Below are 23,121 nucleotides of genomic sequence, written 5' to 3' on the forward strand. Positions count from 1 at the left end.
ATGCGGGGGCTGAAGAGCCTTTTGAACGCTTGGCGGCAGGTTCCGCGGCGTCGGTAGACTCCCCCGTCGGTATTTCATCGACCGCTGTTGTGTCGACCACCGGCTCGGCAGTCCTTGCCCCCCGCCGCGGGCTCCCACGCGTTTCCGGAGGCGAACCCTGGCCTTCCGTACCCCACGTCATCCCCGAAATTCCGGGATTACTCGAGACAAATTCAGCGATCGCAGACAAACCGGCACCGAAACCGTCTTCGGTAGTCGAGGCCGTCCAGGGGTCAGTCAGTGAACCGGTCGCCGGTCCGACACCGCTGCGTCGGGGGCTCCCGCGAGCTGTCGACGGCGAGCCCGCGATGGGATCCGCACCGAAGCCTAATGCGTCGCCCTTGCTGGCCCCCCAAGCGCCGAAGACCGTCTTCGACCACCCTGCTGCGGCTCCAACAGAATCCGTCGATGCCGTGCCAGCGGTACCGCACAAGCCGGGAATGCCTACCTTGGGTGTGTTGCCGGCGCCATCGTCGAGCAGTAAGGCCCCGCCATCCGAGCCGAAGCGCCGCAGATCCCGCACAGGTGTTCAGTGGTGGCGGTCGGGCCTTCTAGGTGGCGGTGGGATGCTTGTTGCCATGGCAGCGCTCGTGCTTGCAGCACGATGGTTCGTCTCGCTTGATGATGTACAGGATTTCCTGACAACTTATCCGGGGGAGTCGCGTCTGCCGGATACTGCGTCGGTGGGGATTCCCGGCTGGCTGGGTTGGCAGCATTACTTCAATACGTTCTTCATGGTGCTGATCATCCGTACCGGATGGCAGGTGCGCACAGATAAGCGTCCACGCGTGTTCTGGACGCCTCGATGGTCCATGAATGGCGGAGGCAAGGTCAGCCTTTCGCTGTGGTTTCATCAGTCCCTTGACCTCTTGTGGCTGATCAACGGCCTTGTCTTCGTCGTCCTGCTCTTCGCGACTGGCCAGTGGATGCGGGTTGTTCCTACCGGCTGGGATGTCATTCCGAACGCTGGCTCGGCAGCGCTACAGTACGTATCCTTGGACTGGCCGACCGAGAACGGATGGGTCAACTACAACAGCCTGCAGGTGCTCGCCTACTTCCTGACTATCTTCATTGCTGCACCGCTGGCCGCCATCAGCGGTGTACGCATGTCAGGCTTCTGGCCCAAGAACGCTTCCAGGTTGAATAAGTTCTACCCGCTCGAATGGGCGCGCGCGGTGCATTTCCCAGTGATGCTCTACTTCGTGGTTTTCATTGTCGTGCACGTCACTCTGGTCATGGCGACGGGTGCCCTTCGCAACCTTAACCACATGTACGGCGGGCAGGATGCCGTGAACTGGTTTGGGTTCTGGGTATTCTTCGGTGGTCTCGTGCTGATCGTTGTCGGATGGTTCGCCGCGCGGCCCCCAGTGCTGGCGCCCGTAGCCCAACTCTTTGGCAAAGTCAGCGGGCGCTGAGCGCGTCACAGATTTGCAAAATCAAATCGGCGGGGGCGTGATCGCACATGGCTGGTTCTTCCTTGCGACCGGTCGGAGACCGGTGCCGCTCGTTGTGGTCGAGGAACGAACCAACTGCATCTCGCTAAGACCTTCGCGCATCAGTTTTACCGAAAGTCATAAGACGCGAGCCGTTCTCGGTGCGTCTGCACGGCACGAGCTGTGCCCGAAATAGAAGGAGAGAATGATGAAAGCCTGGCGCTTTAGCGATACGGATGCCCCACTCGAGTTGGTCGATTTACCGAACCCCGAACCCAAAGCGGGGGAGGTGCTCATCGCCGTGGGTGCCTGTGGTATCTGCCACTCCGATGTCGGGCTGTTCGAAGACAGCAAATGGCTTGGCATGATGAATGTGCCCGTCGTCCCCGGCCATGAGATCGCGGGTAAAGTTATCGCTCTCGGTTCAGATGTCACGGGGTTCTCCAAGGGGGACCGCGTGGTTGTGTGGTCGATTGGGGAGCTCCACGGCTACCTGAGGAATGGTGGATTCGGACAGTATGTTGTGGCGCGCGCCGAGAATCTGGTTCGCATTCCCGATGGCGTTGCGCTGGAGCGAGCTGTGTTCGCGGAACCTGGGATGACCGCCCACGCGGGCATTGTCGGTGCTGGCCAGGTTAAGAGTGGGCTACGCGTTGGGATCATCGGGTTCGGGGCGCTTGGACGGATGGGTGCGCGCATCGCTGTGCTAAGCGGTGCCGAGATTTACGTCGCCGAAGTAAACCAGGACGTGTGGGAGGATGCTCGAGAGATCGGTGCGCGCCGAGTGGTGCGCGACGTGTCCGAATTGGCGGACCTGGAGCTGGACGTCATCGTTGACTTCGCTGGGTTCGGGTCTACTACGTCAGGTGCGATCGGTGCTGTCCGTGAGCGCGGACGAGTTGTTTTGATTGGAATGGGCCGCTTGGAAGCGACGATCGACACCTATCAACTGGTATCGAAGAACGTCACCCTTGTGGGCAGCGGTGGAGGCAGCAAAAGGGATATGGAAGCTGTGCTCGCTTGGATCGCTTCCGGTGACATCGAGCCAGTAATCTCCCCCACCGACTTCGAAGGTATCCCGGACGGGATACGCCGGCTCGCCAATGGGGAAGTTACGGGGCGCCTCGTCGCGGTGTACTGAGCCCCGAACCCTGAGTCGTTGGGCACATCGACCGGCACTTTGTGAGATAGCCGCCAAACGTACGGTAGAAGAGATGCTCATTGAGGCTCTCGGCTTCCCGAAGTCATCACCACTGGAAGTGAAATCACGTTCTGAAAGGAAAGAATAATGAACCCAGATCGACAGAAAGAGCGCATCCGCGAGTTCATCGCAGCACTTGACCGAAATGCTACAGCAGACTTGGCCGACATGATCGCAGCAGATTTTCAATTTGAAATCATCACCTCTGCACCCGGAAGCTCGCAAAAAGTGGACAGGAATCAATTTCTCGAAGTAATGCCTGGCGTGCTTCGCGAAATGTTCCCCAACGGTTTCAACTACACCTGCGGCCAAGCTTTGGCTGACGGCACCCACGCGTCGATGCAGGGCTCATGCGAAACGGTGACAGGGTCGGGAAAGCGCTACTCCAATCGCTATCACTGGTACTTTCGCTTCCAGGGCGACAAGATCAATCTCTTCCGCGAGCATTTGGATAGCTACGCAGCCTTTGAAGCCTTCCAGTCATAAGGCCATGACTACTGGGTTCACGATGTCGCCGGTCCGAGACAAATTCGGGGTGCAATGCAGCCGTCTACGTGGCCATGCGTCGGCTGGCTTCCGCGCTCTTGGCCTTGTTGCCGGGCAGCACGGTTCTCTCTGCTGCCCGGTACGCGGTGATCTCAACACGCGTGGGACCAGCCCATAGTAATTCGATCGTTTGTTTGACAGGAGATTGCCACTTCTGTAAAATTGAGGATTCTACATCCTGTTCGGGAAAACGTCGAGAGGAGAATGGCTTGGATGATGTCCAGCGGCTGATCGCAGTGGAAGAAATCAAAAGACTCAAGTCGCGGTACTTTCGAGCGCTCGACAAAAAGGACTGGGACGCGTTTGCCGCGAACTTTACTGACGACATCATCTTCGACTTCACGGAGTCGGATACTGGCCAAGATGTCGACGAACTCGTTCAGCATGTCTACCGGGTTGAAGGCGCCAAGGAAGCAGCGGCGTGGGCCAGGGATGCCCTCGGTGACGCCGTAACGTCGCACCACGGCCACATGCCGGACATCGATATTTTGGATGATGAGTCAGCCATCGGTACGTGGTCGTTGAACGATCAGATTTGGTTTCCACCCGGCTCGGAATTTCGCTTCTCCAAACTGGAGGGCTACGGTCATTACGAGGAGACCTACAAAAGGGTGGACGGGGCTTGGAAGGTCGCTAGCGCCAAATTCATTCGCCACCACGCGGTCTGGACCGTGAGGGGAGATGACTAGCTGGAGTTTCAACCTGCACCTCATCACGGCAGTCTCGTAACTGACAAACGGGGGTAGTGGCACTTCGTTGATGTTCCTGGCGAATCTGCCTGAAGCCATAATCTTGATAATTCTCCGCGCAGCCAGTCGCGTGGAGCTGATCCTAGGAGGAATATGCCGACCGCCAAGACTACCCAAGGCGTGCCAGAGAAAGCCGCAAAAACGCGCGAACGCTTTAACCGGGACGACAATGTGATCGCTGCAGCTATCTCGGTCATGTCCGATAAAGGTTACGCATCGACGTCGATCCAGGAGGTCGCGGAACGGGTCGGCGTTCTTAAGGGCAGCCTCTACCACTATTTCAGCTCCAAGGAAGAGCTTCTCTACCGCATCCTGGAAGAGTCCCACGAGCAGTCGAGGGAAATTCACCGTGAAGTGATCGAACTCGACTTGCCGCCGCTGGAAACCCTCCTCCTCTACGTTCGCAGGCTAAGTGTGTGGTACTTGGCGAACGTCGAGCGCGCGAACATCTTCTTCACGGAGATGAAGCACTTGACCGGAGATCGGCAGGTGGCGGCTGCAGGTTGGGGCCGCGCGTTCGAACGTGACATCAGCGATCAGGTGGTCGCTGGTCAAGCCGACAGAAGTATCCGCAACGACATCGATCAGCGCCTGCTGACGCGCTTCATACTCGGCGCTGTAAATAACGTCAGGTTCTGGCCGAGCCGGCGTTCGAGCCGTCAGTTTGACCACGATGCCATTGTTGATGCGCTCGTCGCTCTTGTCGGCGACTCTATCCGAGCCTCTTAGCTGCGAGAGTCCCGACATTCACTTTAGTCTTAGGGCGACTGCCCGTCTTCAGCAACTCCGTAAAACAGCGACGGGACCCACCCCCTTTTCAAACAACTGTAGGGTAGAGTATCGCCTTAGCATACGCTGAATGGGCTTCATTACCTGGGCTGTGGAGAGGACCTGTCGGGATGAGTAGCGTAGAGGATTTGGTGGACTTCGCAGTCGCTCGAGGTGAGGATGGCTACGAGGAAGCACGTCGGGGGATTGTGTGGCAGGAGAACGTCCCTGACCGTTTTCCTGACGTGATTGTGAAAGTCAAGAATCAAATAGAGGTTGCCCAGGTGGTCCGATGGGCCGCAGCCAATAATATGAAGGTTTCCGCGCGATCTGGTGGCCACGCCTGGGCCGCCTCGAGTCTGCGTGACGGAGGCGTGCTCATCGATCTCTCTGCTTTGAACTCGATTGAAGTAGATGTTGAATCACATCTGGCCCGTGTAGGGCCGGGAACCAAGGGAGAACAGCTGAACGGAGCTTTGGCTCCCTATGATCTTTTCTTTCCCACGGGCCACTGCCCTTCGGTGGGTCTGGGCGGTTTCCTGCTGGGTGGCGGTTACGGCGTGGCAGGGGGTAAGCGCGAGTCGTGCATGAGCGTACGTGCGATCGACGTCGTCACTCCACAAGGCGAACTAATTCGCGCTGACGAGACCCAGAACGTTGACTATTACTGGGCAGCACGTGGTTCGGGCGCCGGATTCTTTGGCATTGTTACAAGCTTCCATCTCGAGGTCTATCCACGGCCCAGTGTGGGGATGAACTTGTCCCTCACGTTTCCGTTATCGCGCTGGGAGGAGGCGCTGCGATGGAGCCTGACCATCTCGGACAAGCTTGACAACGATGTCGAGTTATACCTGCTGATCGGCGGCTACCCCGACAGTGAGGACCCTTCGGTTATTAACCTCGGAGTATTGGTTGCGGCAACCATCTTTGCCGACAGCGAAGAGGCCGCTCGTGCCGCTCTTCAGCCACTCAAGGATTGCCCGGTGGCGGAAGCTGCCATTGGTGAAGCCGCGCCTACTTCTATCGAAGAGATCTACGCGCTTAATGACCTCATCGACCCGCCTGGTTACAGGTATGCCGTCGATAACATGTGGACAAGTGCGGGAATCGATGACCTTATTCCCCAGCTGGCGCCTATCATCGACAACCTGCCGTCACCAAGGTCATATCTTCTGTGGTGGCTGTGGACCGCTGACGACGAGGAGACCGCTGCCGTTTCCTCTCCTGGGCCCTCGTTCTATTCCGCGTACGCGATCTACGAAGACGCTGCGGACGATGAGAGAGCCATTGCGTGGGTAACTGAGAACATGCGGGCCCTTGAGCCTTGGTCAAATGGGGTGCAGCTCAACGACGAGAACCTCGGGCGTCGCTATTTCCGACCGCTTTCAGAGCCGAAGCTCAAGAAGCTGAAGGAACTCCGCGACAAGCACGATGGGTCGAGGCGGTTCTTCAATTTTCCCGGTTTTGAGTAGCCAATACCGTACTACGCCGGCGTCCTCGTGACCAAGCACCATAAAGACGTTGCCACTGATCTCTGAACTCCTCGACCGCTAAGGGGACGGGAGGCCTCATATCGGCGTTGACCCCGGAGTCCCGTGTGGATGACGGCTGTCTTGAACTCCGTGAGGACGCTTGTGCGCGGGAGCGGGGAGCGCAGAACGCCGGACGATTCCGGTATGGAAATGGGCAGCGCTGGCGCCGTCAAAGGCTTCCGTTAAATGAGAATCGCCAGTGTATATCATCCCGCCGAATGGCGGATTCCATGCCTAGCCAGGCGAGGCGGAAACATTACCGCGCTTACAACCAGGTCAACGACGTTGAGCATGAAGCTGGGTGCCTGTCGGCGCAGGAATAAACGATTTTGCGTAATAGCTCAGAAGTAGGGTCCCGAGAATCTGTCGCAAAATTTAACTACCGTACGATTGTTTGATACATCTTTCAATGCTAACTTGTGCAAAGAGCCTGGCAGGACACAACAGCAAGGGAGCTGGAAATGTCCTCGACTCTGGTGTGCACGGCAGCGGTCCCGCAGGGCGCTGGCTTCAGTAGGACGAGCACACATGGTGCGGACGCGCCGCTGCCGCCCGTAGCGCGGTACCGAGTCAGGCTTGGGAAAGTCATCCAAAACCGGAGCGGGCTGGAATAGGCGCGAAGTGACTCCGGCGGCGACCCTCTCACGGCAACTTTTAACTACTCATAGATTGGAAGCAAGATGAGATTCACGAAAGCGCGGAGGCTGTCTACGGCCATCGCAGTGATGGGAGTGCTGGCCATGCTGGTGGTGGGCTGCTCGTCAGCATCACCTGAGGCTGCAAATATCGGTTCATCCTCCGGCGGCGCCGGCACTGCGGATTTTCCGTCGCTCGCCGAACTCTACAAGGGCACCTCTGCAGAACCGCCCTCCGACGGACCGGCAGCCGCAAAGGGCAAGTCGGTGTGGGTCATCAATTGCGGTTCACCCTGCAACTCGGGTGCGGAGGCTGCCAAAGAAGCCGCCAAAGCGTTGGGTTGGGACTACAACTACGCGGACGGAAACCTGAACATCGCCGGCGGGTATGCCACCGCGATTCGCACAGCGTTGGCATCCCACCCTAATGCCCTCTACATCCAAGGCTTCAGCTGCACGGTCGCGCAGCAGCCCTTGCAAGAGGCGAAAGACCAAGGTGTCCCTGTCATCAGCGTTGACGGCGTGAACTGCAATGGTGCCGACGGAACCCCCTTGTTCACTGTCCCGAACGCCGTCAATAAGTCCGTCGGTGACAATATCGAGGAATTTTGGAAGGACAACGGCAGGAGGGCTGCATGGTACCTCATTGCAGCAACCAAAGGAAATCTACGAGCTATCTCAACTGATGGGCCGGATCCGCTTGAACATGCGATCGCCGAAGGGTTCCAGGAAGAGATCGCAAAGTGCTCGGGATGCAAGATTCTTCAGTCGATAAATTCCCCGGGGACAGACCTCATCCCAAACGGTCCGTGGATCCAAAACTTCAGGACCTCACTCGTGACCAACCCCGACGCCAACGGCGTGTTCCTGCCGTTTGACTTCATGTACGGCACGCTTGGCGGAGCCGCGGCGATGAACGAAGCGGGCAGTAAGGCAACCATGGCCGGAGGGCTCGGCATCGCCGAGGCGACTGAACTTGTCGGCAACGGAAAACTAACGTGGCCCGGCGCCGCAGACGACACTTTCAAGGGGTGGGCTGCGATGGACAACCTCAACCGGTACTTCAATGGGGTGGCTGCGGCCCCTCAGGGGGTGGGGCAGGCGGCCGTGAACACAGATAACCCGGACGCCATTCCGCCAGCGGGCAAGCCGTATCAGGTGCCGTTTGACTACAAAGCCGTCTACAGGTCGGTTTGGGCCGGGAATTAGCCAAATCATGATCCAGGGTAGCCGAGTGCTACGGGTTGGTAATCCTACGCCCGGTTTCCTGCAGGCAAGGAGTCCGAGGCAACTGACCTGGGGACGGGCTGCTACGCCAGCAGAAGGGATGGTCTGGACATGGGCCGCACGTATGTAGTCACCGGGGCCGGTTCGGGTATAGGTAAGGCCACCGCGGACCGCTTGCTTACACAGGGAGCGACCGTCGTGGGAGTGGATCTGCGGGGCGCTGATATCCAGGGGGATCTGTCGACGGCTACCGGCCGGGGGGCGGCAGTGAAGGCTGCCGTCGATGCAGCGTCTGGCTCCGTGGATGCGGTCATCGCCTGTGCGGGAATCGCGTTACCGAAGCCGTTGACGGCTTCTGTGAACTATTTCGGCATGACGGAGTTCCTTACTTTGATCCGCCCCGTTTTGGCGCAGGCGTCAGCCCCGCGTGCCGCACTCGTCTCCTCCGTGTCGTGTATCCACCCGAATCACCCGCAATTGGTGGACGCGTTGGTGGCTGACGATGAGGGCGCTGCGCTCAAGATTGCATCCAACATGACGCTGGATGAGGGCTCGGCGAATCTCGTTTATCAGTCCACCAAACGCGCGATATCTCTGTGGCTACGTCGCGAGGCCCCAACCGCTGTCTGGGCAGGCGCCGGCATTCCGCTCAACGCCGTGGCACCTGGTCTGGTAATGACCCCGATGACGGCAGGGTTGCTCGGTACGGCTGATGGCGCGACCATGATGAACGCCATAGTGCCGACTCCGCTGAACAGCCACCAGCCGCCAGAATCAATTGCGGATCTGCTGATCTGGCTTACGTCTGAGCAGAACAGCCATATGTGCGGGCAAATGCTCTACTGCGACGGCGGCGCGGAGGTGGTGTTGCGCGGAACAGATGCGTACAGCTGGGCAGACGCAGCAATGAGCACAACCTTTGCAGAAATCTCCGCGATGGTGTCTCCCTGACTAGCGCGTCCTCTATTCAGTTACTGGTTCTTCAATCCAACAAACAATTGATGGGAACACTATGTTGCAGATGCCATATCATGCCGGATTCATCGTTGCCGACATCCGCGAGGGCATCCGAGATCTCGAAGAACGTCTCGGATACCGATTCAACGAACCCACCCAGGTGAAAGCTCAGGACATGGAGGACCGCGTTAGCGGATCCAGAGGCCCGATGGATCTGTGGATTGCCTATACGATCGACTCTCCGTTCCGGCTGGAGGTTATAGAAAGTACGGGCGTGGGCATCTATGGGAAGGACTTCCTTGGGTTGCATCACTTGGGAATTTGGGAGCCCGACCCCACTGGGCGCTTACGAGCATTGGAGGAAGCCGGCGATCCCGTGGATGCTGTCTTCCGCGAGGAGGACGGTTCTGTATCCATCATCTATGCGCGGTCGGCCAGCGTGCCCGGGGCGCGGGTCGAATACGTCGCCGATGCTCAACGGGCTTCCTTTGAGCATTGGTTCGATACAGGCAGCTTCGCCTGAACCTGTTCTTGTCGTTTTGCGGTAGACAGCGTGGGCCACGGGGACGCCATCAAGAAGAATCCGGCCAAGGTGCTTGCGCTTAGCGACAAGCGAATCTACCATACAGTTGGTAGATGAAACCTCGCGAAAGTGGCTGAGGCGATTCAATTTGGATTACAGCGCATGGTAGCCAGTCTCAGAGAGGAGACATTGTGTTCGACGCAAACTTTGATTTCGTGGTGATCGGTTCGGGAGCTGGAGCCTTCGCCGCAGCCATTGCAGCCCGCAAGCAGGGAATGAAGACGCTGATCCTGGAAAAGACCGATAAGGTCGGTGGCACTTCCGCCATTTCAGGTGGTGCTGTGTGGATTCCAAATAACCACTTACTCCACCGGGCAGGACAAGGCGATAGCCGCCAGGACGCGCTCACCTATATGAATGCTGCAGTCGGACCGGAGACGCCGGCGACGAGCATGGACCTTCGGTTGGCATTCCTCGATAGTGGTCCGGAAATGGTCCAGTTCCTCGAAGCCGAGGGCATGCGCTGGCGGGTCATGATTCCGTATCCCGAGTACTATTCATCGTTGCCCAAGGGCGATGTCAAGGGGCGCTCTTTGGAGGTGGACAGCTTCGACATGAGGACGCTTGGGCCTTGGGAGCAGCGTGTCCGCGGAGCCCAAGGCATGCCGGGGCTTGTGTTGTATAACACCGAAGCCCGCGACTTTTTGATGATTCGGCGAACAATTCGTGGCTTCTATACAGCCGGCAAGGTTGGCCTTCGGTCATTCATTCAGAAGATCATCGGCCGGCACACGGCTGCCGTGGGACAGTCGCTCATCGGTCAACTGCTGAAGATCACGTTGGACCGGGGGGTCCAGGTCTGGCCCTCCAGCCCTGTAGGCGAGCTGATCGTCGAAGGCGGGAGCGTCGTCGGGGTCGTGGCGGACCATAACGGCAAGAAGATGCGGATCGGCGCCAGCCGGGGTGTACTGATTGCTTCAGGAGGCTTCTCGCGGAACACGGGCATGCGCCAGGAGTTCCAGCAGGGCCCCGTTGACCTCAACTGGAGCCTCGTTCCTGAAGGTGCCGACGGAGATTTCTACCAGTGGGTGACTGAACTTGGTGCGGAGACAGCGCAGATGGACCTCGCTTGGTGGATGCCGACGATGATCGATGACAAGGGTGTGACGCGGTTCAATATCTGGGAACGATCGCATCCCCACGCGATTGTTGTCGATTCGACCGCTCAGCGTTTCGTGAGTGAATCCACCGGATACCTTGAGTTCGGTGCAGCGATGGAGGAGCGCAACAAGACGGTTCCTGCCCTGCCGTCGTGGCAGATCATCGATAGTCAGCATCGCCGCTCATACCCATTCGCCTATATGCCCCCCGGCGTGACTCCCCAGTCGGCGATCGATGGAGGCTTCCTGATTCGCGCGGACACCATCGAGGAGCTTGCCAACAAAATTGGTCTCGATCCTCGGGCCCTCCGCACTACTGTTGATCGCTTTAACGGGTTTGCCAAGACCGGCATCGACGAGGACTTCAACCGCGGCTACAGCGCCTTTGAGCGGCACTACAGTGATCCGCGTCAGAAGCCGAACCCAACGCTCGGGACGATAGAGTCCGCGCCGTTCTACGCCATTAAGATCGGGCTAGGGGACCTCGGGACAAAGGGTGGCGCGATCACCGACTGCGACGGCAGGGTGCTGCGTGAAGACGGCACGACGATCCCGGGGCTTTATGCGGTTGGCAATGCCACGGCGTCCATGCTCGGGGACTCCTACCCTGCGGCCGGTGCAACCATTGGAGCAGCAATGGTGTTCGGTTATCGGGCTGCCCTCGCGGCGGCAAATTCGGCGCCTTAAGCCAAGAGTTGCGCGTGCAGGTGGTCCGGTCGCGCCGCGCAACCCCACCAGCTGCGCGCCCTCCGTCTTGCGCCCCAGGACCTCCAAGGACTCCCTTGGCGAGTAATTCATAAGAAAAATACCGGTTAGCCGATGTCAAACGATCGGCCGGTTGGTAACATTAGTGGACGTTAGTCGGGCCTGTGCGGGCGACGGAATGACGTCCAGACAACAGGCCGGGCAATGCCGCCCGGCATACGAAAGGATTCCGATACTCATGACCTCAGATCAAAACGTCTCCACCCGAGGACTCGGCACGGCCGTCGTCATCGGTGCAAGCGTCGCGGGCTCCAGCGCCGCGGCGGCGCTCTCGACCAGGTTCGGAGAGGTGATCGTCATTGATCGCGACACTCTCCCAGCCGAAGCCACTAAACGACGGGGCGTACCCCACTCGGGTCAATTCCACATCCTTAGCGCGGGCGGCAGGCTGGACCTTGAGGCGATATTTCCCGGGCTAACCGATGATCTGACGGCAGTCGGTGTGCCGTATGCCGATCCGACCGCGGTCTTCCGGTATGGGTCGAAGTTTGGCTGGTTTCCGAGGCACTCTTCCGACATGCGCATCCTGCTTGGCACGCGACGCTACCTTGAGTGGTATCTCCGGGGCCGCGCTGCCAAACTAGGCAACGTGACGTACATACAGCGTACTCCCGCGAAGGGCCTCGTCATCGAGGACGGCAGGGCTGTCGGCGTTGAAGTTGAGGACCTCGACACCAAAGAGCTCCGAGTCATTCGCGCCGACCTCATCGTGGACGCGAGCGGGCGCCCGTCAATCGCCCCCGATTGGTTTGCTGAGGCCGGTTACGCGAAGCCTGTCGAGACGGTCATCAACGCACGGTGGGGCTATGCCACTACCTATGTTCGCGTACCGGAGGGCTTTGACCCGGGGTGGACTGCCCTTTACGTCGGGCCCACCGTCAGCGGCGAAGGCTACGCGGCAACGCGCGGCGCATCCATGTGGCGCCAGGAGGATAACCTCATGGTCGTCACAGCGCAGGGGTGCGCCGGTGACTTGCCGCCGAGCGACGTCGAGGGTTTCCTTGACTTCATCTCCAGTTTTGGTTCGTCAGAGTTCCGAGATCTGATCGAGCAGTACGGCCGGGTGAGCGGCATCGAGGCCTGGCAGAACACCTCCAACCGGCTCCGTGACTGGTCAAACCTTAAAGAGCGTCCCGAGAACTTCGTGGTCGTCGGTGATGCGGCGGCAGCTTTCAACCCCATTTACGGACAGGGGATGACCGTCGCGGCACGCGGCGCACGAACGCTGGACTCTTCGCTCACGGACTTCCTTCAAGATTCCGCGCCGGAATCGGGTCTGGATGGTTTCGCCGAGCGCTTCCAGAACGATCTTCAGGCCGTCATTGAGCCGTCCTGGATGTTCTCAACTACTTCTGATTACGGCATCCCGGGGGTGGAAATCAACGGTGTAACCCAGGAGTCGTCCAAGTCACCGGAATCCGAGTACGCCGACCGCGTGATCGCCCTCGCAACAGAGGACGAGTCGATTTCGCTCAAGTTCATGGAGACGATCAACATGGTGCGGTCTACAGAATGGCTGGGCGACGAGGCTCTCCGGGATCGTGTGCTCGGGGACTGGGATCGTCTCGGATCCCTTCGCCGCTCTGATGTTTCAAGCAACGTTTGAGAGGGGACAGTGATGATGGAGTTCCGACCCTTTAGTGTCGACGTTTCCGACGAGGTCCTTGCTGATCTGGATCGTCGTCTCGCAGGCACCCGCTGGCCCGACGCTATCCCCGGCTCCGGCTGGACCTACGGCGCGGATCTCGGCTACCTGCGGGAACTCGTAACGTATTGGAAGGACCATTTCGACTGGCGCGCCTTCGAGAAGCGGTTCAACGCCTTCCCGCAGTTCACCACGATCATCGATGGGCAGCATGTCCACTTCCTTCATGTGAAGTCGCCGGAAGCTGAAGCTAAGCCACTGTTGCTACTGCACGGCTGGCCCAGTTCTCCGCTGGAGTTCCTGAAGGTAATAGGACCACTAAGCAATCCGGTTGCGCACGGCGGGCGTGCCGAGGACGCTTTCGATCTTGTCATCCCGTCGGTTCCGGGTTTTGCCTTCAGTGGGCCGACGACTGAGGCCGGCTGGCATCCGGGCAGGATCGCCGACGCGTTCGCTGAGCTCATGACGGGACTTGGCTACGACACGTTCTTTGCCCATGGCGGCGATTTCGGCTCGGTGCTCGCGGGTCAGTTGTCAGTTCGTCATCCCGACCGGGTTGCTGGACTACATGTTACGTTCCTGGTTACAGGTGGCCTTCGGCCGGAGGATGGCGACCCGACGGCGGAAGAGGCGCAATTGGCTGCCGACCAGGCCGTATACAACATGGTAGAAACGGGCTATTTGGCACTGCAGGCGACCAAACCACAGACTATCGCCTATTCGCTGGTCGACTCCCCGGTTGGACTCGCGGCATGGATCGTCGAGAAGCTCAACACTTGGACTGACAATGGCGGCGTCCTTGAGTCAGTACTCAGCAAGGATGAGATCCTGGCCAACATCATGACGTATTGGGTCACCGCGACCGGTGGGTCGTCGGGCCGGCTCTACTTCGAGACCGGCGCCGCAGGGATGATGGGTCCCTCATCAGAGCGGGTCGAGTCGCCCGTTGCCGTGGCAATCTTTCCGCACGAGCTCTATCGCGCAACGCGGCGGGTGGCGGAGCATCATTACAACGTTGTGCGGTGGACTCCGCAAGCGAAGGGCGGTCATTTCCCGGCGTTGGAACAGCCACAACTCCTGGCTACCGATATTCGAGAGTCGCTCCGTGCAATGTCAGGCGTGCCTGCCGAGAGGAGCGTCGGATAGGGCGGAAGTTTCTCTCTGCCTGTATGTAGTATTTCGTGCGGAACACCGGCGCGGAGCGATCAGCTCCGCGCCGCTGTTCTTTCAGGGACCGGCCACCGCGTAGTAGGTCCGCGACGAGCCGGATCACCCAGCCGCGGGCAAGCCCACTAGCCTTCGGGGGCCTTCAGCTTGGGGCCCTGTGATCCTGCCCCATTGTGGGATTCTGGGCGGCGCCGTCCGCTCTCAAGGGAAAGAGCCCAGGCCAGGTTCTTCGCCGGCGTCGGGACTAGCCAAGGTGACCGACTGCCGCCAATCCCTACCCGCGCCACGGGTCTAATCAACCAAATGAATGGTAGACTAAGGGTACTCAAGCGCAAGCGATTGCGTGACCCCACCGCCAGCTCGCCGGGACGTGCTCGCCTCCAGGCGGCCAGAGAACGTGCGACGGCCCAAACGATGAGGACATAATAATGACGCAGATCACGTATGTGTCAGTCGATGACACCGAGCACACAGTAAACGCCACGGACGGTGAATCCCTCATGCGGGCGGCCCTCCAAAACGACGTGCCTGGGATCGTTGGAGAATGCGGCGGGGAACTCACCTGCGGAACGTGCCACATATACGTTTCCAACGAGTGGAGCGACCGGGTCGCCCCGCAATCGGAGGGCGAGCGTGAGTTGCTTTCCATGATGGATGATGTGAGGCCCGAGAGCCGGCTCGCGTGCCAGATCCGCGTCCACCCCGACATGCATGGCTTTACCTCGCGAATCTCTGATCACCAATGAGCGGGGAGTCTTCTGCTGGCGGACCCCGGTCCTACGATGTGCTTATCGTCGGTGCCGGGCAAGCCGGAGTGCAGACAGCAATGTCTCTTCGCCAGGGTGGATTCAGCGGTTCCATAGCAATAGTGGACGCAGAGAACGAATTGCCATATGAGCGACCGCCGCTTTCGAAGGCGTACCTCCGCGGCGATGCAGAGGTGGGAGAGTTCCGCTTCAGGTCCGCCGATTACTGGACAAAGAACTCAATCGACTTGATCTCCGGTATGACCGTTGAATCTGTCGATGTCGAAGCGCACGAGGTCCTGACTGGTGTGGGTCTACGGATCGGCTACTCGCACCTCGTCTGGGCGGCCGGCGGGCGGGCGCGGAGGCTCACCGTACCGGGAGCAGACCTTTCCGGCGTCTTTAGCTTGCGCAATCACGCTGACGCTGAGCGGTTGCGGGGGAGCCTCGTTGGTGCACGGAACGCCGTTATCATCGGTGGAGGTTACATAGGCCTGGAAGCTGCGGCAGCGCTCGTTCAGCGAGGTGTTAGCGTGACTGTTATCGAAGTGCAGGAACGCCTGCTGGCACGTGTAACCTGTGCTGCGGTCTCTGACTTCTACTCAGACCTCCACAGGGCTTCCGGCACCACAGTTCTGCTTAGCTCGGGCGTTGAACAGATTCTCGGCGAACACGACCACGTAGCAGGAGTGCAACTCAGCGACGGCCAGATCTTGCCTGCCGACTTGGTTATCGTCGGTGTCGGTCTGATTCCGAATGTCGAGCCGCTTGCAGCGGCCGGCGTCGTCTGCTCTAACGGCGTCGAGGTAGATGGTGACTGCCGCACCTCGGTTCCTCACATCTTCGCTGTCGGGGACTGCGCCAACTACAAGAGTCCGTTCGCCGGTGGGATACGCGTTCGTCTGGAATCCGTGCCCAACGCCGTCGAGCACGGTAAGGCCGTTGCGAGCGCGATTCTATCGACGCCTAACGAAGGTATGACTCCACCGTGGTTCTGGTCACATCAATTCGACACCCGGCTGCAGACGGTGGGTCTGCAGGCTGGCCACGACGAGGCAATCCTTCGAGGCGAGCCCGGGCAGTCCAAATTCAGTGTCATCTACCTTCGCGGTGGCAGGGTCGTCGCTCTGGACTGCATCAATTCAATAGCGGACTTCGCGCAGGGGAAGCTCCTGGTCGCGCAAGGCACGCCAGCGACCGCCGAGGAGCTTGCCGACACCTCGATCCAGCTCAAGAGCTTGACGACAAAAGTGCCTTAGAACTGTTGCGGAAGGCGCAGAATATGCAGCGGAGCGGTCGAGCGCCGGCATCATACTTGGGCCCAAATTCGCTATTAGGTTGAGGGAGCCTGTACGGCGGTATGCCGGTGTGGCGCGCAGAGTGCCGGGCCGGCGTTCCGCCAAAGGCGCATGGGGGACGAGGACTCTGGTGTACGTGTCCTTGAGGACAATCGGCCCATGGCGCTGGCGGGAAGAGTATTTGTTTCGCATTCAATGTGAACAGCACTACGAATCTTGAGCGAGCCTTCCGGGGTCGCAGCGGAAGCTGCGACCCTTCTTTTCTGCCTGCCCGACTACCGCGTTATCTCCACCACCGCCGCTGCAGGCCAGCGGGAGGTCTTCCCGCCGCTGAGGGGTATTCCTGCGAGGAGCGGGCGTGCGAGAGACATCGTCCGCGGATCCTGGGCATTGACGGGCATCGCTCCCGGTCCGTGCGCTATTTCCCGGACCCGTCAACGAGAGCACGGACCGGGTCCGAACCCTGGATGACTACCATCGTGGATCTGGACACCAGCCCGGCCAGTGGGACACAACTAACGACATATCCGCTCGGCTCGAGGTTCCGGAAGCGCTCCGATTGTGCTGCGGGCAGGCTGCAAAGATCCAGTTCCCGTCGTCGCCGTTCGGACTTCTCGCCTCGGGAGAAGGCGGTATTGATGGTCAGGGATGACTCGCAGGAGGCAGCGCGGGCCGTTAACCCTGCTGCTGGTTCGGCTACGAGGAGTGTTGCCATCGGCTTGCCCCTAGGCTGCGCGTTCGGCTCCTGAAACTAGGTCTCGTGCGTACAGCCCGGTTGAAGCCTTAACGCTGCCGCCGGTCTACCGCCTGTGCTGGAATGCTGGTGTGCGGCGCCAGGAGGGACCCTCCGTAGAGGCAACAGCCGCTTAGGTGGCCTTCGCAGACTGACCGACAGCGACCGTTTGTGCTGATATTTCGTCCATAAAGAAGCCCTTAACGATCCCTGCGGCCCACTCGATGGCGAGATCATCACTGATGCTCCAGTCGCTCGCGTCGTGATGGCAGACGTCACCGAAGCGTTCTGCGCCCAACTCGGCGAGCAGGCTGTCGATGATGACACTGCCTTGCGCGAAGGTCTTGAGGTAGGTCTTGTCGCCCCGGCCGAAAACAGCGTATCTCAAGCCCTTTAGATCGGGCCGCGCGGATTCGAGCGCATCGTGAAAGGGTTGCGCACCCATGGGCAGTTCGCCCTCCCCATATGTTGAGCAAATGACGAAGAGGAAAGCCCCGTCGGTCAGAGTTGCGACATCAACGTCAGCCATACTTTCGATCCGCGCTTGGAACCCTTCAGGGAGCGACTCCGATATGTCTTCTGCGGTAAGTTCGCCACCACCCGATTCCGATCCAAAGATGATGCGAATGTCATAAGTGGTCTGGGTCATCATTAGTTCTTCTTTGCTCTCGGCGTGGCTATTGACAGGGGGTTATGTATGATTCGGACCGCATCAAGAGGTTCACCAGCGGAGTAGACACCGCCGAAGACCTTGACGCCAGAGGACGCCAACGTCGCATCGTAAGTAATTGAGCCGTCCACTTCGACCCGCTCAACGAGTTCGGCGACAACCGTTTGGCTCCCTGCAGATCCGGAGTATTGTCCCGTGATGACACTCAGTAAGATCTGGTCGTCGCCGCGTTGAATACACGGGTCCGCGAGTATGACGTTAAGCAAACCGCCGTGGGCAGTGAACTGAACGTCGCCCTCAAACTTCATTTCGCCATGCCCGGTGGGCGGGAGAAGATCGACTCCGACTGCCGCAGGGAACAGGAACTCACTACGTGCCGTGGAGGCAGCTCCACCGCCAACGGTGGCCTCCGCACCAGGCTGCATAGCGAGATACCGCCTGAAGCTTGCTTTGATGCCCCACAGGCAAGCGAGCGAATCCACAGCGACACCTTTCGACGGTGGCCAATTTCAACGTCCTCGAACTAAGGACCATGGCAATAACCATTTGATTATTTCAACCAACCGACCGGTTGTCAACGGGAACGCTCGACGCTTTCGTATCCCTGTCAATCGGCGGAAAATGTTGATCGACGTCAACTTGCCGCAATGAATGCCAAGGCGATTTATAAACCGGCCAGTTGTTTGATTGGCTGCTTGATGCTAGCTTTCTAGCAGGCGTCAGAAGTCGCTACGCGGTGGGCTAGTGATCGGGCGAAACGACCCCCATGTGACCTCACGCCGCTCATAGTGCGTAGATAGGAGTCCTAGTGTTTGGTGTTGATATCCCTTCCGCTCCGGCTGGAAGCGGAGCGCTCGACGGCGTGACGTTATCCGCCGTCTTAGTAGGTATGCCATGACTATTGTCATCGCCGGAGGAGCCCTTGCCGGCCTTCGAACGGCCGAGAACCTCCGCGCCGGAGGGTGGACCGACCGGATCGTAGTTGCTTCTGACGAACGGGAGATGCCCTACAACCGACCGCCTCTCTCGAAGGAATTGCTCTGGGGGACGATGGAACGCGAGGACTTGACTTTCGCCCTTAGCGACAGCGTGGCCGATGTCGACTGGCTACTAGGATCTCCTGTGGTGAAGGCCGACCTCGAGTCCCGTGTCCTGACCTTGGCCACGGGTACTGAGCTCAGCTTCAGCGGCCTCGTGGCCGCAACCGGAGTTTCATCGCGACGTTTGTCGGCACCGGGCCCGGTACAGGGGCGAACCGTACTTCGCACGCTCGAAGATGCGGCTGCCCTTCGAAGTGCCTTGGTCCCTGGTGCCCACGTTGTCATCTTGGGAGCGGGCTTTATCGGATGTGAGGTGGCGGCGACTGCCCGCAAACTCGGCTGTGAGGTCGACGTGGTCGCAATGGACCCCTGCGCGATGTTCGTTCCTCTGGGAGAAATGGTAGGCGGCGAAGTTCAGCGTAGACACGAGGCGATCGGTGTGCGTTTCCATATGTCGCGGACGATTTTAGCGACTGAGGGCAACGGGCGGGTTGAGGGTGTGGTGCTCGACAACGGGCAACGACTTCCCGCTGACATCCTCCTTGAAACGATCGGATCCGTACCTAACGCTGGCTGGCTCGATGGAAACGGTCTTGATCTCACCAACGGAATTCTCTGCGATGCTCAGATGCGTGCAGGAGGCAGACCGGGTGTCGTTGCCGTAGGCGATGCAGCGCGCTTCGCGAATCCGGTCTTCAATGCCCCTCCACTTCGTATCGAGCACTGGCAGACAGCCATTGACACTGCCCGATTCGCAGCGCGAACTCTTCTCTACGACCTCGGAGTCACCCGGGACATTCCGCCGGCAGTCGCCCTAATGCCTTGGTTCTGGTCGGATCAAGGCGACGTGCGCCTGACGTCTTACGGAATGCTCGGGCTCGCTGACGAAGTCGAGATTCTCGAGGGTGACCTCTCCGCCGAATGCGCAGTCGCCTATAGACGAGCTGGTGCACCAGTGGGTGTTGTCCTTGTCGGCATGAAGGAACGAGCGGCGCGTTTCAAGCGTTGGCTGACCGACGAGCGTAAGGCGCTCTCGATGTCGGCATAGCGCCTTGCAATAGCGGCCAAAAGGTCCGCGTAGCCCCAACTGGCGGGGCCGGACCTTTTAGGCAGCTTTTGCCGGAGACGGGAACACACAATGCGGGTTTTTTGGCGGTACCCCAGCGGGGGAGATCCTCGCTGAGGTACCGCCCTTTGCTTCCAACCAGGCCACTACCGTCGGGTTGAGCGTATAGGTTGCGGGCACCAGTTCCTCGGCCCGGAAGCGCTTGAGATGCTCCCTCGAAGCTGCGGGCCCTTGGTCGTGCAAGGACCCGCAGCGTTCTTAGTTGTTCCAGGTGAAGAAGCCTTTGCCGGTTTTGCGTCCTAGTTCGCCGCGTTCTACTTTGTCCCGGAGTATTTGTGGTGGCGCGAAGCGGTCACCCAGCGTGGAATGCAGGTACTCCGCGATGCCCAGACGAACATCCAAACCCACGATGTCGGTGGTCTTGAGCGGCCCGGTGGGGTGTTTGTACCCAAGGACCATCGCGGCGTCGATGTCCTCCGCTGATGCCACACCCTCTTCGACCATGCGCATTGCCTCCAAGGCAATAGCGACGCCCAGCCTTGAGGACGCGAAGCCGGGCGCGTCATTAACGACGACGGCGGTCTTGCCGAGTGCGACGGTCCAGTTCTTCGCCGCTTGGGCGAGTTCGGGCGAAGTCTCTTTGGCCAGCACCACTTCGATGAGGGTGGAGGCGGGCACCGGGTTAAAGAAGTGCAGCCCCACGAAGTTTGCGGGGCGGTGCAATTCGTTGGCGAGCCCTGTGACGGACAGGGATGAGGTGTTGGACGCGAGGTAGGCATCGGCGGAGAGGTGTTCCTCCACGGCTTTCAGTGCCGTGACTTTGAGCTCGTAGTCCTCGGGCACGGCTTCTACTACGAGGCCGCAGTGGATTAACGATTCGTAGTCCGTGGAGGTGCTGAAGCGGGCCATCGCTTCCTCAGGGCTCCCGTGAAGGGTGCCGCGGGCAGCTGATTTCGCCACAGCCTCCGCGACGCGGCCCTGCGCCCCGGCCGCTGCCTCATGGTCACGTTCAATCACCACCACCGTGGCGCCCTTGGTGAGGAACGCGTGCGCGATGCCTGCACCCATCCGGCCACCGCCCAGGACTCCAACGACGTGGGGGATAGCGGGAACTGCTGTCATTTTTCGGTCCTGTCTTGCGTGGGAGCGTCAGTATCTTGCGAAGCTTTCGCCGACTTTTTATCGTGGAAAGCCTGCATTCGATCGAATTTGGCCTGGGATTCGAACAGAATCCCCTGGGCAAGGGTGTCGATCAGTGGGTGTGCTTCGGCTGGAGCGTGGAACACCGACTTGGTAATGCGGACCGCAAGGGGGTCCTGGCGGCCGATCCTGTCAGCCAGATTGTGCGCGGCCTCCATGAGCTCAGGGGCCTCGTGAATCTCGGTGATCAAACTGATCCGCAACGCTTCCTCGGCCCGCAACACGGTACCGGCCAGGAGGATTTCCTTGGCTTTTGGTTCGCCCACAAGCTCCTTGAGCCGGCAACTGGCGCCGGCCGCAGCAAGGATTCCCAGGCCTGTTTCGGGGTTGCCAATCCGCACACTTGGGGTCCCGATGCGGAAATCTGCCGCGTAGGCAAGCTCCGCACCGCCGCCTAGGCAATAGCCGTCCAAAGCTGCGATGACGGGCATCGGCAGCTTGGCGATGCGGACAAAGATTGTGGAATTGATTCCCCGCAGTGCGTCATCCCGCCGGCGTTCCCGGAGTTGTCCAATGTCAGCACCGGACGCGAACACGCCCTCGGCGCCAGTAAGGATCAGGACCTTGGGGTTGCGCTCCAGTTCGGCACACACCAGATGGAGTTCATCTACCATCTCCTGGTCTATCGCATTGCGTACTTCGGGACGGTTGAGAAGAACAGTGAGCCTGTCGTCACGGTCCTCGAGGAGAAGGGTGCTGAAGTCTTCCTGGTTCAGTGCCATTTACACGCCTTCCAGCAGCATTGCCGTGCCCTGGCCCACGCCGATGCACATCGTGGCAAGGCCAAGCTTCGGTCCATTGTTGCTGGCAAGCTCCCGCTCCATGCGGCCCAGGAGGGTAATGGCCAGACGTGACCCGCTGGAACCCAGCGGGTGCCCCAAACTGATGGCACCGCCGTCGTTATTGACGATTCCCGGGTCCAGCCCCAGGCGCCGCATGCTGGCAAGGGACTGGGTGGCAAAAGCTTCGTTGAGTTCCACTGCGCCGAGCTGGTCCACGGTAAGGCCAGTGCGGGCAAGGACCTTCTGCGTTGCCGGGACAGGACCGATGCCCATGATTTCCGGCTCACAGCCCGCCGAAGCGCCATCGATGATGCGGGCGCGAGGCGTCAGGCCGAACTTCTTGATGGCTGCCTCGGAGGCAACGATGATCGCGGAGGCTCCATCGTTCAGGCTGGAGGAGTTGCCCGCAGTGACGACGGAGCCACCGGGAACTACTGGCCGGAGCCCAGCCAGGACATCCATGGTGGTGCCTTCGCGGGGACCCTCATCAGTGTCCACCACGGTCTCGGACTTGCGGGTCTTGACGGTGACCGGAACAATCTCGTCCTTGAACCGGCCGCCTGCAATGGCTGCCAGCGCGAGCTCGTGCGAGCGGACAGCGAAAGCGTCTGCATCCTCGCGGGAGATGTTGTCCACGCGGCCCACTTCCTCGGCCGTTTCAGGCATGGAGTAGGTCATCTTGCCGTCCCGGGAGAGCTCGCCCTTGGTGAAGAGCGGGTTGACGAAGCGCCAGCCGATGGACGTATCGAAGATCTGGCCCGGCTTGGCGAATGCAGTGGTCGGCTTCTCCTGGACCCAGGGTGCCCGGCTCATGGATTCGACGCCACCGGCCACTACGATGTCCGCGGCGCCGGACTTGATCATCTGGCTCGCCATGATGATGGCGCTCAGGCCGGAGGCACAGAGCCTGTTAACGGTGATGCCCGGAATGTGGAGGGGAAGTCCTGCGAGGATGGTCGCCATGCGGGCCACGTTGCGGTTCTCCTCGCCAGCGCCGTTGGCGTTGCCGAGGATTACCTCATCAATGGAGTCAGGATCGACGCCGGCACGCGCCACTGCCTCACGGACCACCAGCGCGGCGAGGTCGTCAGGACGGACTGAGGACAATGCCCCGCCGTAACGACCAACCGGCGTCCGTGCGCCGCCAACAAGAAAAGCCTCGACCATGAGAACATCCTTCGCGAAGTGAGTGGGGGTCAGAAGCCAATTACTGACCGTTCGTTCTATAAAGATTACACG

The 23,121-nt window shown here is 59.9% G+C and carries 21 protein-coding genes; 15 read left to right on the plus strand and 6 right to left on the minus strand.

Annotated elements, in window-relative coordinates; translation table 11 throughout:
* The first annotated feature begins 617 nt into the window (after nucleotides 1-617).
* The 14 genes from LDN90_RS10070 (at nucleotide 618) to LDN90_RS10135 (ending at nucleotide 16,352) form a co-directional block, all read left to right on the plus strand.
* Nucleotides 618-1,454 carry a cytochrome b/b6 domain-containing protein gene (locus LDN90_RS10070; protein WP_223948919.1) on the plus strand — a complete coding sequence of 279 codons (837 nt, stop codon included), beginning with the start codon at nucleotides 618-620 and terminating at the stop codon, nucleotides 1,452-1,454.
* A 223-nt stretch (nucleotides 1,455-1,677) separates the two neighbouring features.
* Nucleotides 1,678-2,613, plus strand: a complete 936-nt coding sequence (locus LDN90_RS10075; RefSeq protein ID WP_223948920.1) for a zinc-binding dehydrogenase — start codon at nucleotides 1,678-1,680, stop codon at nucleotides 2,611-2,613.
* 147 nt (nucleotides 2,614-2,760) lie between these two features.
* The gene (locus LDN90_RS10080; protein WP_223948921.1) at nucleotides 2,761-3,159 is read left to right on the plus strand and encodes a nuclear transport factor 2 family protein; all 399 of its coding nucleotides are present in this window, start codon (nucleotides 2,761-2,763) and stop codon (nucleotides 3,157-3,159) included.
* A gap of 269 nt (nucleotides 3,160-3,428) precedes the next feature.
* Complete coding sequence (locus LDN90_RS10085) at nucleotides 3,429-3,908, plus strand: nuclear transport factor 2 family protein (RefSeq protein ID WP_223948922.1); 480 nt, start codon at nucleotides 3,429-3,431, stop codon at nucleotides 3,906-3,908.
* A 153-nt stretch (nucleotides 3,909-4,061) separates the two neighbouring features.
* On the plus strand, nucleotides 4,062-4,697 hold the full coding sequence (locus LDN90_RS10090; protein ID WP_223948923.1) for a TetR/AcrR family transcriptional regulator: 636 nt from the start codon (nucleotides 4,062-4,064) through the stop codon (nucleotides 4,695-4,697).
* 170 nt (nucleotides 4,698-4,867) lie between these two features.
* Nucleotides 4,868-6,208: an FAD-binding oxidoreductase gene (locus LDN90_RS10095; RefSeq protein ID WP_223948924.1), complete on the plus strand. Its 1,341-nt coding sequence runs from the start codon at nucleotides 4,868-4,870 to the stop codon at nucleotides 6,206-6,208.
* 740 nt (nucleotides 6,209-6,948) lie between these two features.
* Nucleotides 6,949-8,112 (plus strand): substrate-binding domain-containing protein, encoded by a 1,164-nt coding sequence (locus LDN90_RS10100; protein WP_223948925.1) that lies wholly within the window; start codon nucleotides 6,949-6,951, stop codon nucleotides 8,110-8,112.
* Nucleotides 8,113-8,241: 129 nt separating this feature from the next.
* Nucleotides 8,242-9,081, plus strand: coding sequence for an SDR family oxidoreductase (locus LDN90_RS10105; protein WP_223948926.1), 840 nt, complete (start codon nucleotides 8,242-8,244; stop codon nucleotides 9,079-9,081).
* Between the two features lie 70 nt (nucleotides 9,082-9,151).
* A complete protein-coding gene (locus LDN90_RS10110) occupies nucleotides 9,152-9,610 on the plus strand; it encodes a VOC family protein (RefSeq protein ID WP_216923366.1) in 459 nt (152 codons plus the stop codon).
* A gap of 191 nt (nucleotides 9,611-9,801) precedes the next feature.
* Entirely contained in the window at nucleotides 9,802-11,457 is a 1,656-nt protein-coding gene (locus LDN90_RS10115; protein ID WP_223948927.1) for an FAD-binding protein, read from the plus strand.
* 256 nt (nucleotides 11,458-11,713) lie between these two features.
* On the plus strand, nucleotides 11,714-13,141 hold the full coding sequence (locus LDN90_RS10120; RefSeq protein ID WP_223948928.1) for an FAD-dependent monooxygenase: 1,428 nt from the start codon (nucleotides 11,714-11,716) through the stop codon (nucleotides 13,139-13,141).
* Between the two features lie 12 nt (nucleotides 13,142-13,153).
* Nucleotides 13,154-14,326: an epoxide hydrolase family protein gene (locus LDN90_RS10125; protein WP_223948929.1), complete on the plus strand. Its 1,173-nt coding sequence runs from the start codon at nucleotides 13,154-13,156 to the stop codon at nucleotides 14,324-14,326.
* A gap of 449 nt (nucleotides 14,327-14,775) precedes the next feature.
* Nucleotides 14,776-15,093, plus strand: coding sequence for a 2Fe-2S iron-sulfur cluster-binding protein (locus LDN90_RS10130; protein WP_223948930.1), 318 nt, complete (start codon nucleotides 14,776-14,778; stop codon nucleotides 15,091-15,093).
* The gene (locus LDN90_RS10135; protein ID WP_223948931.1) at nucleotides 15,090-16,352 is read left to right on the plus strand and encodes an FAD-dependent oxidoreductase; all 1,263 of its coding nucleotides are present in this window, start codon (nucleotides 15,090-15,092) and stop codon (nucleotides 16,350-16,352) included. Before LDN90_RS10130 ends, LDN90_RS10135 begins: the two co-directional genes overlap by 4 nt.
* 457 nt (nucleotides 16,353-16,809) lie before the next feature.
* On the opposite strand, the gene LDN90_RS10140 is transcribed toward LDN90_RS10135, so the two are convergent.
* The 3 genes from LDN90_RS10140 to LDN90_RS10150 all read right to left on the minus strand — a co-directional run bounded on the left by LDN90_RS10140 (nucleotide 16,810) and on the right by LDN90_RS10150 (nucleotide 18,276).
* Complete coding sequence (locus tag LDN90_RS10140; RefSeq protein ID WP_223948932.1) at nucleotides 16,810-17,106, minus strand: hypothetical protein; 297 nt, start codon at nucleotides 17,104-17,106, stop codon at nucleotides 16,810-16,812.
* A 151-nt stretch (nucleotides 17,107-17,257) separates the two neighbouring features.
* Nucleotides 17,258-17,776, minus strand: a complete 519-nt coding sequence (locus tag LDN90_RS10145) for a flavodoxin domain-containing protein (RefSeq protein WP_223948933.1) — start codon at nucleotides 17,774-17,776, stop codon at nucleotides 17,258-17,260.
* A complete protein-coding gene (locus LDN90_RS10150) occupies nucleotides 17,776-18,276 on the minus strand; it encodes an HtaA domain-containing protein (RefSeq protein ID WP_223948934.1) in 501 nt (166 codons plus the stop codon). Before LDN90_RS10150 ends, LDN90_RS10145 begins: the two co-directional genes overlap by 1 nt.
* Before the next feature lie 412 nt (nucleotides 18,277-18,688).
* Here LDN90_RS10150 and LDN90_RS10155 point away from each other — a divergent pair, with 412 nt between their 5' ends.
* Nucleotides 18,689-19,882: an FAD-dependent oxidoreductase gene (locus LDN90_RS10155; protein ID WP_223948935.1), complete on the plus strand. Its 1,194-nt coding sequence runs from the start codon at nucleotides 18,689-18,691 to the stop codon at nucleotides 19,880-19,882.
* A 276-nt stretch (nucleotides 19,883-20,158) separates the two neighbouring features.
* On the opposite strand, the gene LDN90_RS10160 is transcribed toward LDN90_RS10155, so the two are convergent.
* The 3 genes from LDN90_RS10160 to LDN90_RS10170 are packed head-to-tail and all read right to left on the minus strand — an operon-like array spanning nucleotide 20,159 to nucleotide 23,049.
* Entirely contained in the window at nucleotides 20,159-21,022 is an 864-nt protein-coding gene (locus tag LDN90_RS10160) for a 3-hydroxyacyl-CoA dehydrogenase family protein (protein ID WP_223948936.1), read from the minus strand.
* Nucleotides 21,019-21,822, minus strand: coding sequence for an enoyl-CoA hydratase/isomerase family protein (locus LDN90_RS10165; RefSeq protein ID WP_223948937.1), 804 nt, complete (start codon nucleotides 21,820-21,822; stop codon nucleotides 21,019-21,021). Before LDN90_RS10165 ends, LDN90_RS10160 begins: the two co-directional genes overlap by 4 nt.
* The gene (locus LDN90_RS10170) at nucleotides 21,823-23,049 is read right to left on the minus strand and encodes an acetyl-CoA C-acyltransferase (protein WP_223946793.1); all 1,227 of its coding nucleotides are present in this window, start codon (nucleotides 23,047-23,049) and stop codon (nucleotides 21,823-21,825) included.
* Nucleotides 23,050-23,121: the final 72 nt, after the last annotated feature.

It is taken from the genome of Arthrobacter sp. NtRootA1, from assembly GCF_019976975.1.
Classification (GTDB): Bacteria; Actinomycetota; Actinomycetes; order Actinomycetales; family Micrococcaceae; genus Arthrobacter; species Arthrobacter aromaticivorans.